13 protein-coding genes are annotated in these 16,405 nt (G+C 63.6%); 5 read left to right on the forward strand and 8 right to left on the reverse strand.

Annotation, left to right across the window (positions count from 1 at the left end):
- Positions 1-312 precede the first annotated feature (312 nt).
- The 5 genes from ACIOTN_RS09590 to ACIOTN_RS09610 all read left to right on the forward strand — a co-directional run bounded on the left by ACIOTN_RS09590 (position 313) and on the right by ACIOTN_RS09610 (position 6,120).
- Entirely contained in the window at positions 313-1,968 is a 1,656-nt protein-coding gene (locus tag ACIOTN_RS09590) for a thiamine pyrophosphate-dependent enzyme (protein WP_105657924.1), read from the forward strand.
- A gap of 135 nt (positions 1,969-2,103) precedes the next feature.
- Positions 2,104-3,387: an AAA family ATPase gene (locus ACIOTN_RS09595; protein ID WP_105657925.1), complete on the forward strand. Its 1,284-nt coding sequence runs from the start codon at positions 2,104-2,106 to the stop codon at positions 3,385-3,387.
- A gap of 23 nt (positions 3,388-3,410) precedes the next feature.
- Entirely contained in the window at positions 3,411-5,039 is a 1,629-nt protein-coding gene (locus ACIOTN_RS09600; protein WP_402735225.1) for a hypothetical protein, read from the forward strand.
- 132 nt (positions 5,040-5,171) lie between these two features.
- The gene (locus tag ACIOTN_RS09605) at positions 5,172-5,546 is read left to right on the forward strand and encodes a hypothetical protein (protein WP_105657927.1); all 375 of its coding nucleotides are present in this window, start codon (positions 5,172-5,174) and stop codon (positions 5,544-5,546) included.
- A 142-nt stretch (positions 5,547-5,688) separates the two neighbouring features.
- Positions 5,689-6,120, forward strand: coding sequence for an SRPBCC domain-containing protein (locus tag ACIOTN_RS09610; protein ID WP_166650869.1), 432 nt, complete (start codon positions 5,689-5,691; stop codon positions 6,118-6,120).
- A gap of 19 nt (positions 6,121-6,139) precedes the next feature.
- Here the strand turns inward: ACIOTN_RS09610 and ACIOTN_RS09615 are convergent, their stop codons facing one another.
- The 8 genes from ACIOTN_RS09615 to ACIOTN_RS09650 form a co-directional block, all read right to left on the reverse strand.
- A complete protein-coding gene (locus ACIOTN_RS09615; RefSeq protein WP_332488359.1) occupies positions 6,140-6,901 on the reverse strand; it encodes a polysaccharide deacetylase family protein in 762 nt (253 codons plus the stop codon).
- Between the two features lie 103 nt (positions 6,902-7,004).
- A complete protein-coding gene (locus tag ACIOTN_RS09620) occupies positions 7,005-8,309 on the reverse strand; it encodes an MFS transporter (RefSeq protein WP_402735226.1) in 1,305 nt (434 codons plus the stop codon).
- A 129-nt stretch (positions 8,310-8,438) separates the two neighbouring features.
- On the reverse strand, positions 8,439-8,717 hold the full coding sequence (locus ACIOTN_RS09625) for an HPr family phosphocarrier protein (RefSeq protein WP_402735227.1): 279 nt from the start codon (positions 8,715-8,717) through the stop codon (positions 8,439-8,441).
- Positions 8,718-8,769: 52 nt separating this feature from the next.
- Positions 8,770-10,458, reverse strand: coding sequence for a phosphoenolpyruvate--protein phosphotransferase (ptsP, locus tag ACIOTN_RS09630; protein ID WP_402735228.1), 1,689 nt, complete (start codon positions 10,456-10,458; stop codon positions 8,770-8,772).
- Positions 10,455-12,473, reverse strand: coding sequence for a fructose-specific PTS transporter subunit EIIC (locus tag ACIOTN_RS09635; RefSeq protein ID WP_402697480.1), 2,019 nt, complete (start codon positions 12,471-12,473; stop codon positions 10,455-10,457). Before ACIOTN_RS09635 ends, ptsP begins: the two co-directional genes overlap by 4 nt.
- Positions 12,470-13,450 (reverse strand): 1-phosphofructokinase family hexose kinase, encoded by a 981-nt coding sequence (locus tag ACIOTN_RS09640; RefSeq protein WP_402697482.1) that lies wholly within the window; start codon positions 13,448-13,450, stop codon positions 12,470-12,472. Before ACIOTN_RS09640 ends, ACIOTN_RS09635 begins: the two co-directional genes overlap by 4 nt.
- A complete protein-coding gene (locus ACIOTN_RS09645; protein WP_402735229.1) occupies positions 13,447-14,223 on the reverse strand; it encodes a DeoR/GlpR family DNA-binding transcription regulator in 777 nt (258 codons plus the stop codon). Before ACIOTN_RS09645 ends, ACIOTN_RS09640 begins: the two co-directional genes overlap by 4 nt.
- Positions 14,224-15,400: 1,177 nt before the next feature.
- Positions 15,401-16,387, reverse strand: a complete 987-nt coding sequence (locus ACIOTN_RS09650) for a peptidase C39 family protein (RefSeq protein WP_332595360.1) — start codon at positions 16,385-16,387, stop codon at positions 15,401-15,403.
- Positions 16,388-16,405 lie beyond the last annotated feature (18 nt).

The following is a 16,405-nucleotide window of genomic DNA, read 5'->3' on the forward strand; positions in this document are numbered from 1 at the left end:
ATCACAGGCTACTAGCGCTGGCGCTGCCGATCAATGGAAATCGCGAACATTGCCCACCGCACTGCTCTGGCCAGCCGCAATGTGACGAAGCAAACCGTTCCATTCAGTGAAACTTTCTAGACATTTTGCACTCAAATATGATTCACATACGGCATCGTGTCACATATGCGTAGCATTCGATCGGCAATGTGTGCAATCGCAGCTTGTTTAGTACTGTTTCACGTTGACGCAGCGTTGCATCATTGGCCAGCAGGGCCGTTTTCTCCGCCGTTGCGTCAGACGATTTCTCGAAACCAGAAAGACGCCTAGAAGATGAGTGAAAATGGTCAGGGCCTGACAAAGAAGTCGGCCGGACACGTCATTGTCGACACGCTTGCCGCGCACGGCGTGGAACGCGCCTACGTGGTGCCGGGTGAAAGCTACCTGGATGTCCTTGATGGGCTGCACAACTCGCCAATCGAAACCGTGGTCTGCCGCCACGAAGGCGGAGCCACCTACATGGCCGAAGCCGAAGGCAAGATGCACCAGCGCCCCGGCATTGCCATGGTGACCCGTGGCCCGGGAGCTGCCAACGCCCACGTCGGCCTGCATACCGCATGGCAGGATTCGACCCCGCTGGTGCTATTCGTGGGGCTGATCCCGTTCGAGCACCGTGAAAAGGAAGCCTTCCAGGAATTCGATCCCAAGGCATGGTTCGGCACCGGCGCCAAGCGCGTGATGATCCTGGACCACGCCGATCGCGCCAGCGAAGTCGTCGCCGAGGCCATGTTCGCTGCCATGTCCGGACGCCCGGGCCCGGTGGTCGTCGGCCTGCCAGAAGACATCATCCGCAACGAAGTTTCCGCCGAAGTCCATCCGGAAATCCCGGTGGCTACCGGCGGCATGACCGTGACCGACTGGAAGGCGCTGAATACTGCCTTGCAGGAAGCGGATAAGCCGCTGTTCATTTTCGGCGGCAACGACTGGTCCCACGAAGGCGCAGCGGACTTCACTCGTTGGCTCGAGGAACACGACCTGCCAGCCGCTGCCGAATGGCGTTGCGAGGGTACCGTGCCTTTCAACTCGCCATCCTATGTTGGCCCGATCGGCTACGGCCGCCCCAAGCCGACCTATGACCTGCTGGAAGAGACTGATCTGCTGATCTTCGTCGGCACGGTTCCAGGCGACGTCATCACCGACGGCTTCAATGTCCGCCAGAACTGGGACAAGAAGAACTTCCTGGTCACCATCGACCCGTCGCTGCGCGGACGTTCCGGCCCGGTATCGCACCAGATTGTCGCCAAGCCCGATGTCTTCGTTCGCGACCTGCTGCTGATGGATTTGCCGGTCAAGGAATCCTGGAAGGAGTGGACTTCCCGGATGCGCGGCGAGCAGGAGAAGTTCGCCGAACTTCCACCAGCGCAGCCTTCCGCGGGCCAGGCGAGGATGGCGACCATGATGGCTAATCTGGTTGGATCCCTGCCCGAAGACGCCCTGGTGACCTTCGGCGCTGGCGAGCACACCAACTGGGCCCACCGCTACTTCCCAACCAACGGCTACGCTTCGATGCTCTCGGCACGCAACGGTTCCATGGGCTACTCGATTCCTTCCGCCGTCGCCGCTTCGCTGAACTACCCGGGGCGCCGCGTGGTGACCATCGCAGGTGACGGCGAGTTCTTGATGAATGGCCAGGAGCTGGCTACCGCTGCCCAGTACGGCGCCACCCCGCTGGTGATCGTCATGGACAACCAGCAGTACGGCACCATCCGCACCCACCAGGAACGCCAGTACCCGGAACGGGTTTCCGGAACCCAGTTGGCCAACCCCGACTTCGCGCTGATGGCGCAGTCCTTCGGCGGGTTCGGCGTCCGCGTCGAGAATGATTCAGATGTCCCGGCTGCCCTGGAAAATGCGCTGAAGGCCATTGACGAAAACAAGAAATTCGCGTTGATCCATTTGGTGGTAGAGCAGGGAGTCAAGGCCTACTAGGCACTGGGTGCGCTCAGCGAACAGTCGGGTCTGCGACGTATAATTCCAGCGGGTATCGTTTCTAGCGATACCCGCTGGATGCTTTAACCAGCAGAGGCAACAGACCGAGACCTTCAACCGTGGAGCGGCCCTAGAATGAACGATGCCCTTATTGCTAGCCTTCTCCGGGCCGTAGAAGCAGCGCCGGACGACCATGCCCTGCGATTGCACCTGGCTGAACAGCTCGATGGTGCCGGTCGATCCGCCGAAGCGCTGTCCCATGTCAGCATCGTGCTGCAGCAGGATCCGGGGAACGCGTCCGCGCTGGGAAGGCTTGGAACGATCAGCGCGTCGATGGCGGCAGCGATGGCCCCGCAGGCGCCCGTCGAACCCGCAGCGGATGCCGCGCCGGCTGGAAACCAGCAGAACGATACGCCACCAGGCTACGACTGGGAAGCGGGTTCCAAGGAACTCGGCAGTTCGCTGCCGGCGCCCTTTATTGAAGGACGGGTCCCACTGCGCTCAGATGCGGGGTCCGATGCCCCGGAAGCTCCCATCGAGAACCCGGCCGGAAAGGGTGTCACCCTGGATGATGTGGGTGGCTTGCAGGCGGTCAAGGACCGCCTGCACGAATCCTTCCTGGCACCGATGCGCAACGCCGCAATTGCCAAGGCCTTTGGCAAATCATTGCGCGGCGGGCTGCTGCTGTATGGGCCACCGGGATGCGGCAAGACTTTCCTGGCTCGCGCGGTGGCCGGTGAGCTGAAAGCCAATTTCATGTCTGTCACCATTACCGATGTGGTTGACTCCTACATCGGTGAAACGGAAAAGCGGCTCAAGGCGATTTTCGACCAGGCCCGCAAGAATGCTCCAACGGTTCTCTTCATCGATGAGATTGATGCCATCGGCATCCGCCGCGGTTCGCTGACTGGATCGGGCGCGTGGATGCGCCAGATGGTCAATCAGCTGCTGATCGAGATGGATTCGCTTGCGGGAAACAACGATGGCCTTTACGTTCTGGGGGCTACCAACCACCCATGGGATCTGGACGAAGCACTGCTGCGTCCAGGCCGGTTGGACCGGACCCTGCTGGTGACTCCGCCGGACGCGCCGGCACGTGAGTCCATCTTGCGGTACCACCTGAAGAACCGCCCGATTGCCGGAATCGACCTGGAATGGATTGCGGCACAGACCGACGGATTCTCGGGCGCGGACCTGGAGCACGTGTGCACCACTGCCGCCGAGAAGGCAATGATGCAATCCATCGAGCGCAACGAGGTTCTCCCCTTGGACATGGGCCATATCAGAACTGCCCTGGCGGAAATCAAGGCGTCGACTTTGCCGTGGCTGGAATCCGCGCGAAATGTGGTGCGCTTCAGCAACCAGCATGGCCGCTACGATGATTTATCCGAGTATCTGGTTTCGCAGAACATGCTCTAGAAAGCACCGGGGGAGTACACCGCATGGAATTCGAGCGACTGCATCACCGGATCACCCACCACCTGGCGATCGGACGGGAAACCGAAGCGATTGCCTTGCTGAAGGATAACCTCAACGAGCACCATCAGGTCCCTGCCTTCTGGATCCTCTATTCGTCATGCCATTTGAGCCTCAAGCAGTGGGCCGAAGCGGAGTCCGCTGCCAGAGCCGGGCTGAATCTGGATCCTGCCAACCCGGTGGCCGGGGAGTGCCTGGCCATCGCCCTGATGCGCCAGCATCGACGGGAGGAGGCGCTGCTGGCGATCCGGCAGGTAATCGAAACGGAACCGGAATACGGCAACGGGCACTACTGGCTGAGCATGATCACGCTCAGCGATATTCGGAGCAACGATGACAGGGTGCTGGCCCGCCAAGCCATCGAGCACGCGATTCGGCTGGAGCCGGGGAACCCCGATTACTACCAGGGCGCGGCAATTGCTGCCGAAGCCCAAGATGACAACCTGGCGGCTCTCGGATTCCTCCAATCCGGGCTGCAGATCGACCCCAATCACCAGGGGCTGTTGCGGGCGGCCGGAAGTATCGGCAATGGCGAAAAAATCGTCGGGGAACAAGGCGATGTGCTGCGTGGATTGATATCCATGGATCCGATGAACGAAGGCCTGCATCAGGACTACGCGGAAACCTTCGTTGCGAAGCAAACTGCCTACGCTAATCGGTTCTGGCTTTTCACTCCGGTGCTGGCAGTTGCCGCCGCCCTGGGGCAGCGGGCTGGTGGAACCGGGGCACTGCTGGCGATTGCCGCCATTGCCATCGTGGCCGGGCTCTTTGGATGGTGGAACAAGAAGGCGTACAGCAAGGCGGCCAGGTCGTTGCCCGCCGGCTACGCCAAGGACATTGATGCGCGCTTCCCCAAACTGCCCCGAGCTATTCGCTCCTACCGGATTGGTTGGCTCCTGAGCACGAGCGGAGCGGCCCTGGGCTGTTTCCTGCCGGTGGCTGGCATCATCGTGATGCTGCTCGGTGTGCTGGCAAGCCAGCTAGGAGCACTGTGGATCCTGCAAGAAAATGCTGGCCCGCCAAGAAAGGGCTCCGACCGCCACGAGCAACGCCGGTACCTGGTCCGGTGCAGCGGCTTGCACGCGGCTGGCTTCTGGAAGCGGGCGTGCCTGGCGCTCATCCAGCTAGTGCTCTTAGGGATTTGCTTGGCCAATGAAAGCAGGATCGCTGCCGTGCCAGCCGGATCGGTGGCCGCCGGACTGCTGGTACCCGGAGTCTCCTTGCTGGCAGCCCAAGTCCGCCTGGGGTTCAAGGAAAATGCCTTCGCCTACGGGCTGGCTGTCAGCTCCTCGGCCAAAAACCGGAACTGGGCCATGCTGCGCGGCAATATCGGCGGCCTGTATTTCATCGGAGTGCATCTGTTCGCCGGACTGCTTGCCGCAGCTGCTTCGCTGGGGCTGCTCGTATCTGGGGTGGATGGTTCGTTGGATTCGACCCCTGGGCCCCGGACTCCAAGCCAGGATAGCCTCATCGACGAAGACGTGCTGAATCAGCTCAACGATTTGGAAACCCGGGATTCGCAGCCCCGCGAATACTCGATCCCTTCCCTGCCGGACATGCCCGATATCCCATCTGCCGGCATCCCGAACCAGTGAGCAGCAATCTTCGCGGAAAAGATCACAACCCCTTGGGCCATTCTGTCTTGGCACGCGCCCGCTGAAGAAATAAGATGAATTGCTACCGAATCCCGTGAGCACTAGAACCCCAACCACGAGGTGGATAATCTGATGGCACAGATGAGCGAAGAGCTCATTGAGCAGTGGGCTGACGCAACTGCTGAAATCTACAATGAGTCCCTGACTGGCATTAATCTGAGCCGTCTGCCCGAGGCAGTGGCTCAGTACGTCGACCTCTTCGCTCAGAGCGAGAACTTGACGTTCAATGGGGAGGCCACCCCCACCGATTACTTCGATAATCACCCATTCCTCGCGGTGACCGCAGTGCTCAACAGCCCAGAGGCGCTGGAAGCCCTGGATTCCGATGCGCAGGACGCGTTGGATGCGATGGTTGACTTCACCGAGGCCTGGTACAACTTCGACCTCGAGAATGAGCCGGAACTCGGTATCTCCGAGGCGGATGGCGACGACGAAGAAGACTGGTAAGCCTTCTGCCGCCCAGGGGCCGGCACCCAGCAGCGTACGCGCGCTGGGTGCCGGCCTTTGCTGCAGGCGGCCGGAAACCGGATTGCATGCCAACAGCCATGAAGCTATTCCATTTGGCCGCCGAGGGTGGCACTATGCGGATATGAGCCAGTTCAGCGTTTTCGAGAGCACCGTGGTCATTCACCTGCCGGTGCACCGTGTCTGGGAGCTGCTTACCGATTGGGCAGCAACACCCTTGTGGATCCATGGGATCGGCTCCATGCATTCGGACGACCCGCAGCTCAAGGTCGGCACCCAGCTGGTATACCGCGTTGCCGGCCATGAACGCGTGTATCGCGTCCATGACCTGATCGAGAACCGCTTGCTGATCCTGCACACCTCGGAGAATCCCGATGGGCTCTCCTACCGCTACGACCTGAAGGACGACGCGGGGCATACCGAGGTAGTGCTGCAGGTGGCAATCATCAACCCGGATCTGACGGTGGAGCAGTGCGAGGAGCTGGCGGCAAATATCCGCGAAAGCGAAGGGGACAAGCTGGACCAGCTGCGGCTGTACGCAGAGCAGGCCCCCTGAGCACCTGCGCGGCGCAAGACTATTTCGTCGCGCCGGGAGCAGGAGCCGAAGCATAGGCCGTCGAATTCTCCAGCTGGCCATTGAATAGCTGGTCCACGGTGACCGGGGTGTAGCCCTCGGCCTTCAGCTTCTCCACGAGATCCGGCAGTGCCTTGACTGAGCTCTCATGGATGTCATGCATCAAGATGATGGAGCCCGGATGGACTTCGTCCATGGCGATGCGCACCGTTTTCTCCGGATCGTGGTGCTTCCAATCCAGGGTGTCAACATCCCACAGCACCAACGGGTAGGGCACCAGCCGGTCATAGACGGCACCGTGATTCCCATAGGGCGGGCGGAAGACGGTGGGCTCGTGGCCGGAGGCCTTTTCTACCGCTTCGCTGGTCCATCCCAGCTCATGCTGGATCTGTTCTCTGGTCAGCGTCGTGAGATCCGCATGGTCCCAGGTATGGCTGCCCAGCTGGTGGCCTTCGGCGGCCATGCGCTTGACCGCGTCGGGGTATTTGGCAATGTTCTTCCCGACCATGAAGAAGGTGGCTGGCGCATCCGCGGCCTTCAGCTCGTCGAGCAGCCGCCCGGTGTACTGGCCAGGTCCGTCATCGAAGGTCAGCGCCACGCATCGAGCCACGGCGCAATCCACCTGTTCGCTTGCCGCGGAGCCCGTGGGCTGCGCATCGGGAGCAGGCGCTGGTGCAGGGGAACAGGAAACCAGGAATGCCGGGCCCAGCGCCAACAGCGCCAACAGGGCCAGGCGCGCCATGTCGGGCAATCGAGAAGTCATCCTTCCACCTTCCCGTCATGCCCGGTCCGTGCCCGGGAACTACACGCGAAAATCTGCTGGGAGTTTGATCAGTGCCGGCCCAGCGCCAGCTGGTCGCAACCGGTCAACTGCGCTCGCCGTCCAGCTCCGCCGGAACGGGGTCCGAGAGCGGATGCGCTATTTCGTCGCGGGCAAATTTCCCGGCCCACCATGCGATGATTCCGAACAGCGGCGAGGCGAGGCCGGCAATGACGAATATCGCCTGCAAGCTGAGCACCTGGGTCAAAGGTCCCGCCGCCGCCATGGACAGCGGCATCAGCGCCAGCGAAACGAAGAAATCCAGGCTGGAGATCCGCCCGAGCAGGTGTCCGGGAACCCGGCGCTGGAGCAAGGTGCCCCAGATGACCATGCCCACGGCGTCGGTGATGCCGAAGGCCAGCAGGATCGCGAAGAGCATCCACGCGGCATCGACGTAGCCCACCAGGGCCAGGGGCAAGGTGCCCAGGCACCAGCAGGCGGTCATCAAGCTCAAGTAGCGCCGAGGGAATTTCGCGGACGCGACCAGCAGCGAGCCGATCGCCGAACCGAGGCCGAAGAAGGCCAGTGCGAAGCTGAACAGTTTCGCGTCCCCGTGCAGGTTGCCGCTGACGATGAAGGGCAGCAGCACCTCGAAGGGCCCGATGAAGGTGAACACCGAAATGACCGAGAACAGCAGCGTCCACAGCAGCCAGCGGGTGCGCACCGTGTAGCCGATGCCTTCGCGCAGCTGCCGGAACATCCCCGGCTGTCCCTGGCCGTCAACGGGGCCTGGCGCACTGTACGCCTGGCGGTTGGGGATCCGGCGCAGCATCAGCAGCGCCGCGAGGTGGATTACGCAGATGCCGACGATGGCGTGCGCCGGCGAGAGTCCCGCCACCACGAATCCGGCGGCCATCGGGCCCAGGGCGGTGTGCACCACCGGCCGGGCTGTCCCTTCCAATCCGTTGGCGGCCAGCAGCTGCTCGGCGGGCAGCATCTTGGGCAGCAGTGCGGAGTAGGCGGGGTAGAAGAAGGCCGACCCGGCCCCGCCGCAGAAGCCGGCGAGCATCAGGTGCCACAGCTCCAGGGCACCGGCCATGGCCAGCACCGCGGTGATGCCCATGACCGCCAGCGACAGCGCCTCGACCAGCATCACGATGCGCCGGCAGGAATGGCGGTCCGCCATGATCCCGCCGAGCAGCACGAAGCAGAGCAGCCCGGCGGCACTGGCGGTGGCCACGGCAGAAAGCTGGATGGGCCCGCCGCCCAGCTGGCGCACCTGGTAGACCATTGCCACGGCCCACATGCCGGCGGCGAAGGTGGAGAGGACAAGTGCGCTGGCCAGCAGGGCGTAGTCGCGGTAGGCGAACGGCTTGATGAGGCGCAGTGCAGAGGTTTTGAGCGCGCTCATGGAAGCTCCTGCGGTAGTGCGTAGGAACTATCATCCATCCACTGATTGAGCTTTGTCAATCAGTGGATGGTAATTAAATAACTCCGGGGACCACGCGATGGCGCGTGGTCCCCGGAGCTCGGCTTCGTGCTACTCGGCGTCGTGGTCGGTTTCCAGGATGGCCGCCAACTGCTTCAGGGCAGCTTCGGCTCCTTCGCCCTCGGCACGCAGCACTACGGTGGTTCCGTATTCCGCGCCCAGGCCCATCAGCGAGAGGATGCTGGACGCGTCCAGCGCCTCGTCCACGGGCTCGCCCTGAAGGGCGATGGTGACCTCGACCGGCGCCTCGGCCGCGGCCTCGGCGAAGATGGCTGCCGGGCGGGCGTGCAGGCCGACGCGGCTGCCGATGATTGCTGTACGTTCTGCCATGATGGCTCCTTCAGGATCTATTGAACGGTTGATTGCGGTAAATTCGGGGGGCCTAGAGGCCAAATCGGTCCAGCTCGCCCAACTGCGCGCGCACGGCAGTGCGTGCCGCCTCGGCTGACTCGGCGTCCAAGGCCAGCTGGGACAGGCGCTGCGCAGTGGGCAGGTCCACGGTGCGCAGCACCGCGGCAACCGGTGCCAACGCCCGCTTGTTCATGGACAGGGTGTCCACGCCCAGGCCCACCAGCACCACGGCCAGCGCCGGGTCGGCGGCCGCTTCGCCGCACACCCCGACGGGTTTGCCGCCGGCCGCCTGCGCACCGGCGGCGGTGGCGGTGGCGGCCACCAGGTGCAGCACTGCCGGCTGCCAGGGGTCGTTGAGCTCGGCCAGGGCACCGAGCTGGCGGTCCGCGGCCATGGTGTACTGGGTCAAGTCGTTGGTGCCGATGGAGACGAAATCGCAGCGCTGCAGGATCTGGCCTGCCAGCACCGCCGCCGAAGGGACCTCGATCATGGTCCCGGCGGTGGCCAGGCCAGCGGCCTTGGCCAGCTGCGCGAATTCCTGCGCTTCGGACGCAGTGGAAATCATCGGCGCCATCACCCAGATTTCGGCCTGGTGCTCGCCGGCGGCTTGCGCGATGGCCTGCAGCTGGCGTTCGAGCACGCCCGGGCTGGACAGGTCGGTGCGGTAGCCGCGCACGCCGAGGGCCGGATTCGGCTCGCTGGCATCGGTCAGGAAGGGCAGCGGCTTGTCCGCTCCCGCATCCAAGGTGCGCACCACGACCTTGCGGCCGGGGAAGGCGGCGAAGACCGCACCGTAGGCTGCCACCTGCTCGTCATGGGAAGGCTCCTTGTCCTTGCCCAGGAAGCAGAACTCGGTACGCAGCAGGCCCACGCCCTCGGCGCCCGCCGCGGCGGCCAGCTGCGCGTCGTCGCCGCTGCCGACATTGGACAATAGCGGCACGCGGTGCCCGTCGCGCAGCTGCCCGGTGCCGGAGAACTCCGGCAGCGCCTCGCGGTTGGCGTAGGTGGCGGCCAGGTGCTCTTCGGCCTCGCCGGGACCGGTGATGACCAGCCCGTCGATGCCGTCCACGAAGACATGGTCCCCATCGGCCAGCGCCGTGGTGCCGGCAGCGGCCACGATGGCAGGAAGGCCCAGCGAGCGCGCGATGATGGCGGTATGCGATTGCGGCCCGCCATCGGAGGTGACCAGCGCCAGGACCTTGGCCGGATCCAGCGTCGCGGTATCGGCCGGAGCCAGGTCCACCGCGGCGAGGATGAAGGGCTGGTCGGAGTCCGGGATGCCCGGGGCGGGCACGCCGCGCAGCTCGGCGACGATGCGCGAGCGCACATCGAGCACATCCCCGGCGCGTTCGGCCATGTAGCCGCCGAGGGCCGACAGCTGCGTGGCGACCGCGTCGGCGGCCTCCCAGATGGCCGATTCGGCGCAGGTGCCCGATGCCACCAGCCTGGTGGCCGACTTGAGCAGCGTGCGGTCGCTGGCCATCAGCGCGGTGGCCTTGAGCACGGCTTGGGCATCGCCGGTGGCCTGCGCCGCGCGTTCCTTGAGCTGCGCGGCGACCGCCTGCGTGGCCTCGGCCAGGCGCAGGGATTCGGCTTCCGCGCTGGAACCTGCTGGCAGGGGCGCGCCGTCGGCGGGCGGGAGGATGGGGTCGGGCATGCGGCGCACGGATCCGATGACCCGTCCGGCGCTGACGCCTACTCCGGTGAATTTCTGGCTCATGCTGCGGCCTTTGCCTCTTCAGCGGCCCGTGCGGGGGCCTTGCGGACATATTTCTTCAGGATGATCACCAGCGCCGCGGAAACCAGCGTGCCGATCACGGTGGCCACCAGGAACATCGGCCAGGTGCTGTCCATCGCGAAGAAGACGAAGATGCCGCCGTGCGGTGCCTGGGAGAGCACATCGAAGCTCATGATCAGCGAGCCGGTGACCCCGGCACCCACCATGGAGGCCGGGATGACGCGCAGCGGGTCGGCCGCGGCGAAGGGGATGGCGCCTTCGGAGATGAACGCGGCACCCAGCAGCCAGGCCGCCTTGCCGTTTTCGCGTTCCGCCCCGGTGAACAGCTTCGGGGACACCGCGGTGGCCAGGGCCATCGCCAGCGGCGGAACCATGCCGGCAGCCATCACGGCTGCCATGATCATCAGCGGGGCCGGGTTCTCGGCCACCGAACCGGCGCCCAAGCCGGCTACCGCGAAGGAATAAGCGACCTTGTTGATCGGCCCGCCCAAATCGATGGCCATCATCAGGCCCAGGACCAGGCCGAGGATCGCCGCCGCGGTGCCGGACATGCCTGCCAGCCAGCCGTTGAGGGCTTCGGTGAGCTGGGCAATCGGCCCGCCAAGGAACAGGAACATCAGGCCCGAAGCGATGATGGAACCGAGCAACGGCACGATGACCACTGGCATCAGCCCGCGCAGCCAGCGTGGCACGGTCCAGGAATTGATCCAGCGGCAGGCCAGGCCAGCGATGAGTCCGCCAATGATGCCGCCAATGAATCCGGCACCCATGAAGCCTGCCACGGCACCCGCGGTGAAGCCCGGGGCGATGCCCGGACGGTCGGCGTAGGCATAGGCGATGTAGCCTGCCAGCGCCGGAATCAGGAAGGACATGGACAGGGAACCGATCTTGAACGCGACGGCGCCCAGATAGGCGCCCAGCGGACCGAACGGGGTATCGAGCTGCGCCATGATCTCGGCACCTGGCAAGTTGAACAGGGTGCTGGAACCCAGCACGCCATCGGCCACGTTGCTGATCGAGTACCCGCCGAGCAGGAAGCCCAGCGCGATGAGCAAGCCGCCGCCGGCGACGAACGGGATCATGTAGGAGACGCCGGTGAGCAGCGCGCGCTTCAGGCCTGCGCCGAAGGATTCGCTGCCGCCGGATTCCTCGCCGGATGCGGCGGCACCGGCGGGAACGCGGCGCGCCTTGGGATCTTCGGAGGCGGCGATGGCGTCATTGATCAGCTTCTTCGGCTCGTCGATGCCGCGCTTGACCGGAACCTGGATCACCGGCTTGCCGGCGAAGCGGCCGCGGTCGCGCACATCGACGTCTACCGCGAAAATCACGGCGTCGGCGGCTTCGATGACCGCCGGGTCCAGCGGGGTGGAACCCGAGGAACCCTGGGTTTCCACCGCGAAGCCGACACCCATTTGCTCGGCGGTCTGGGCCAGGGAATCGGCGGCCATGTAGGTGTGGGCGATGCCGGTGGGGCAGGCGGTGACCGCGACGATCGACTTCTTCTTGGGGGCGGCCGGAGCAAGGGAGGCAGGAGCCGCGGCCGGAGCATCGGAAACCACCGCGCGCACCAGTTCCACGATCTCGGCTTCACTGGCTGCTGCCCGCAGGGAGGCGGTGAAGGACTTCTTCACCAGGGCGCGGGCGAGCTTGGAGAGCAGCTTGAGGTGGGCCTGGTCGGCGCCATCGGGGGCGGCAATGAAGAACACCAGGTCGGCTTCGCCATCCTTGGCGCCGAAGTCCACCGTCGGTTCCAGGCGGGCCATGGCCAGGGTCGGCTCGGTCACCGCAGCCGAACGGCAGTGCGGGATGGCGATGCCTCCGGGCACCCCGGTAGCGGTCTTGGCTTCGCGGGCCTTGGCATCGGCGGCCAGGGCGGCGGCGTCGGTGGCGCGCCCCTGGTTGGCCACCAGCAGGGCCAGCTTCTCGATGACCTCGCTCGTGCTGTTGCCCAGGTCGGCATCGAGCAGCACGAGCTCTGCAGTGATTAGTTCACTCATGACTCGGTTCCTTGCGTTGAAGTAAGTTCGTGGACGGTGACGGCGCCAACGGTGAGATCGGATTGGGTCGGGATGGTGGAGCCGGGCAGCTGCGTGGCGGCGGCCCCGTAGGCGACGGCATTGCGCAGCCGTTCAGGGGCGCTGGCCCCTGCAGCATCGGCCAGCAGGTAGCCGGCCAGCGAGGAATCGCCAGCCCCCACGGTGCTGCGCGGGGTGATCGGGGTGTGCGATCCGTGCCAGACACCGGCCTTGGTGACCAGCAGTGCGCCCTGCGCCCCGAGGGTGGCCAGTACCGCGCCGACGCCTCGGTCCAGCAGCTGCTGCGCGCAGCCGGTGGCCAGCTCGCGGGAGCCTTCCAGTGCCGCCTCGCCGTAGCCGCCCGCCAGCTGCGCCAACTCCTCGGCATTGGGCTTGACCAGATCCGGGATGTGCTGCTGGCTGTGGGCGAAGAGCTCCAGAAGCGGTGCGCCGGAGGTGTCCACGGCGATCTTCGGGCACTTCCCGCCCAGGGCCGCCCTCAGCTTTGCGGTCAGCTGCGCATAGAAGCTGGCAGGAACTCCCGGCGGCAGCGAACCGGCCATCACCATCCAGCTGGCGCCGGCGGCGGCCTCGGCGACCAGGTCGCCGAGATCGGCCAGCTGCTGGGCGTCCAGGGTAGGGCCTGGCTCATTGATCTTGGTGGTGGTGCCATCGGGATCGGTCAGGGTGGTGTTGGTGCGCAGCGCTTCGGTGATCGGCAGGTTCCGGTGCGCCAGCTGGTCGCGGGACAGCGCGGTAATCAGCGGGTCGGTGCCGGCTCCGGGCAGCACTGCCAGGGTGGGAACACCGGCCGCGGCAATGGCGCGCGAGACGTTCACTCCCTTGCCTGCCGCCTGGACGTGGCTGGAAGCCGCGCGCTGCACGGCGCCGGGGGCCAGTGGCGCGCCTAGCTCGATGGTCTTGTCCAGCGCCGGGTTGACGGTCAGAGTGATAATCATGCGATCACCACCTCGACATCCGCCGCTTCCAGCGCAGCGGCAAGTTCAGTGCCGGGTTGCTGGTCGGTGACCAGGGTGTCGATGTCTTCGAGCCGGGCGAAGCAGACCAGGGTTTCCTGGTCGAATTTGGATTCGTCGGCCAGCAGCACCACGCGGCGGGCACTGGCGACCAGGGCGCGCTTGACGGCAGCTTCCAGCGGGTCCGGGGTGCTTAGGCCGAATCCTGCATGCAGCCCGTTGGTGCCGATGAAGGCGATGTCGGCCCGGTACTGGGAATACTCCTGCACGGTGCGGGCCCCGCTGGAGGCGCCGGTGATGCCGCGGACCCGCCCGCCGATCAGCTCCAAGGCGATATCCGGGCTGTGGACCAGGGCCGAGGCAATGGGCAGGGCGTGGGTGATGACCACCAGTCCGGTGCCCGCGGTGCTCTTGAGCATGCGCTCGGCCAGGATTTCCGTGGTGGTTCCCGCGTCGATGATGACCGAGGCATCGGAGACTGGAAGCAGGCTCAGGGCGCGCTGGGCGATGCGGGCCTTGGACTCGGAATGGATGGCGGTGCGCACCACGTAGCTTTCCTCGCGGGTGCTGGCTTCGGTGATGGTGACCGCTCCGCCGTGGACGCGGCGCAGGTAGTTCTCGGATTCCAGCTGGGCCAGATCCCGCCGCACGGTTTCCCGGGTGATATCGAAGCGCTGCGCGAGCTGGGCGACGGTTACTTTCCCGTCAGCTTCCAACTGCTCAACGATCAGCCGGTGTCGTTCTTCGGCGAACATTCTTGCCTCCGCAATTCCTCATGACCTGCAACACATTGATCTGTGTTTCCATGACTTTATGCCCGATTGTGTGGCATCGTCAAGTGAAAATCCGGGGAATATTTGGCTTTAGTTGGTTTTGAGTGGGTTTGCTAGGGGTTATGCAGAATCAACGGTGGGAGATTCGCGCAACCCAAGCAGCGTGCGACTTGATTCTGTCCTCCGGAAATCGCCATCTGTGCGGCCTCAGTTGACTGGAAACCCAGCTAATGAGCAAGACGTCTGTACGGCCAGGAACCAGGGCGGGCAGTTCATGAATTCGACAGGAATCATAGGTTGCTGGGCGAATGAGTTGCGGCAGGACGACGTGCCTGGATCAAGCCATGCCACTCTCCGCGCTTGAATGCGTTCGGTCGAGTTGACTGAAATGCAACAGCCCTTTGTGCATTCCTTTTCTCCTCGGATGTTACTCTGCCAAGGTATACCTTCGACCGGAACAGCGTGGGGGCGATCTGAGGTCAGCTCTGATATTTGCACTAGTGGGCGTCTGTTAAAGTCTTTCCGTTGGATTGGCATTTGGCGATGGATTCGTTATTGCGTTCTTGCAGGCTTCCTAGTTGCATTGGGGTCGAATTTACCATGACGGTGAAAACCATGGGGCCCACCGGCAATCTCGGATCGGCGTCACTGCCGTCGAAGCCAGAGGCCCGCAGCTCGAGGTTGTATTCGCGAACTTCGTCGGAGAGTTCGATTGTTATCTAGTTCGAGCGTTCCTCCCAAACCAAGTTCGTGATCACCGGAGTAGCATCGGGGAAGTATCGCGTCGAGGGCTGTATCGAATTCGGGCCGGCCTACCAGAGCACCGAATAGCTCGTGATGAATCCAGTGGTCATCGCAGCGGAATCGAATGACGAGGAAGCCCTGGACTTGGCGATCGGCGGCCTTAGCCTTGATTGATCCGCGAGGGGATCCGAAGAGACTGGTTATGGAGTCCTTGAAAAGCCTCTCGCGACTAATGGGGCCCGCATGATCCAACGATATTAGTGCGACACATAGTTGGGAGATTCTAGGACTAGTGAGTTCTCAAGGATTCTCGGCTGGGGAGCGGTGCCCGGCGAGACTTCTCGCAACCATGGAGTTGAAAGATGTCTCTGGATGGGTGTCGAATTCTTTTGTCATTGACGAACTTGATTGGTGATTACTGAGCACTCTCAGTCAGAATTAGCGCAGCTCGATAGCCATCTGACTCGAGACAAGACATTGCTTCTAGTTGCTGGAAAGCTATCGGTAGGCAGGTAGCATCCACCCAGCTCTCCCCGCTACTAACATCGACCCAAGAGTCCTCGATGAGAATGACGGGACGTTCCGTGGAACCAGCCGTTCCATGGCAGAGTAGCCAGTGCGGAACATCGTAGCCGAGCATCTGCTGCAATGACACCAGCAACAAGACGCGGGCACCCTGACTTAATACTTTGTGAATCTGTGAGATTTCCATACGCATAGAGGTCACCGGCAACCCGGTAGCTTCTGCACGGCGGCGCGAGTCAGCCTGCAAGATGCCCCGCCAACCACGTTCAACCTCGGGATAATAGTCGACGATTACTGGCTTATCGGTATCCAAAGACACCTGAACTGAGCTTGCTGGCCAGCGCTCAGCGATGGCCAGCCCGAGCCCCACGGGTTCGCAAGCCATGAAATTAGTCGCTTGACGCCACAGTAACAACTCGGCGGTACGCAGGCGATCCATCGTTGCAATGCTCATCGTTTCCCCGTGCGCGGCCAGCGCGGAAACCGCCGCGCAGGTGAAGTTCTCGCTTTGCTGGTAGTGCGAGGTACGCAGATATCGGGCTGGATGTGACCAGTGCACATAGCCGAATTTTGGAATCGATACCGAAGCATCTGTGGTGAAGCGTGGAGCAGGCAACGACTGGAAACCCATTTGTTCAGCCAGGTCTGCTAGCCACGGTTCTCCCGACCAGCTTTCCCATTTCACGCAGGCCAGATCTTTTTCCCTGGCATAGTCCAGCACCGCACGGACGAGCTCTTCATATGCAGCTGTGTCGCGGGCAAGAACCCCAGAGATCTTCACGTATGCAGTCGCCGAACGGGCGGTAAGCAATGCGGCACCGAGTATGGTGGCATCTGATGACTGTATCGTGAGCAGCCGAGCGTTGACCGTTGCCATGAGACTTTCCCACGGACC

It is taken from the genome of Glutamicibacter sp. NPDC087661, assembly GCF_044743275.1.
Taxonomy (GTDB): domain Bacteria; phylum Actinomycetota; class Actinomycetes; order Actinomycetales; family Micrococcaceae; genus Glutamicibacter.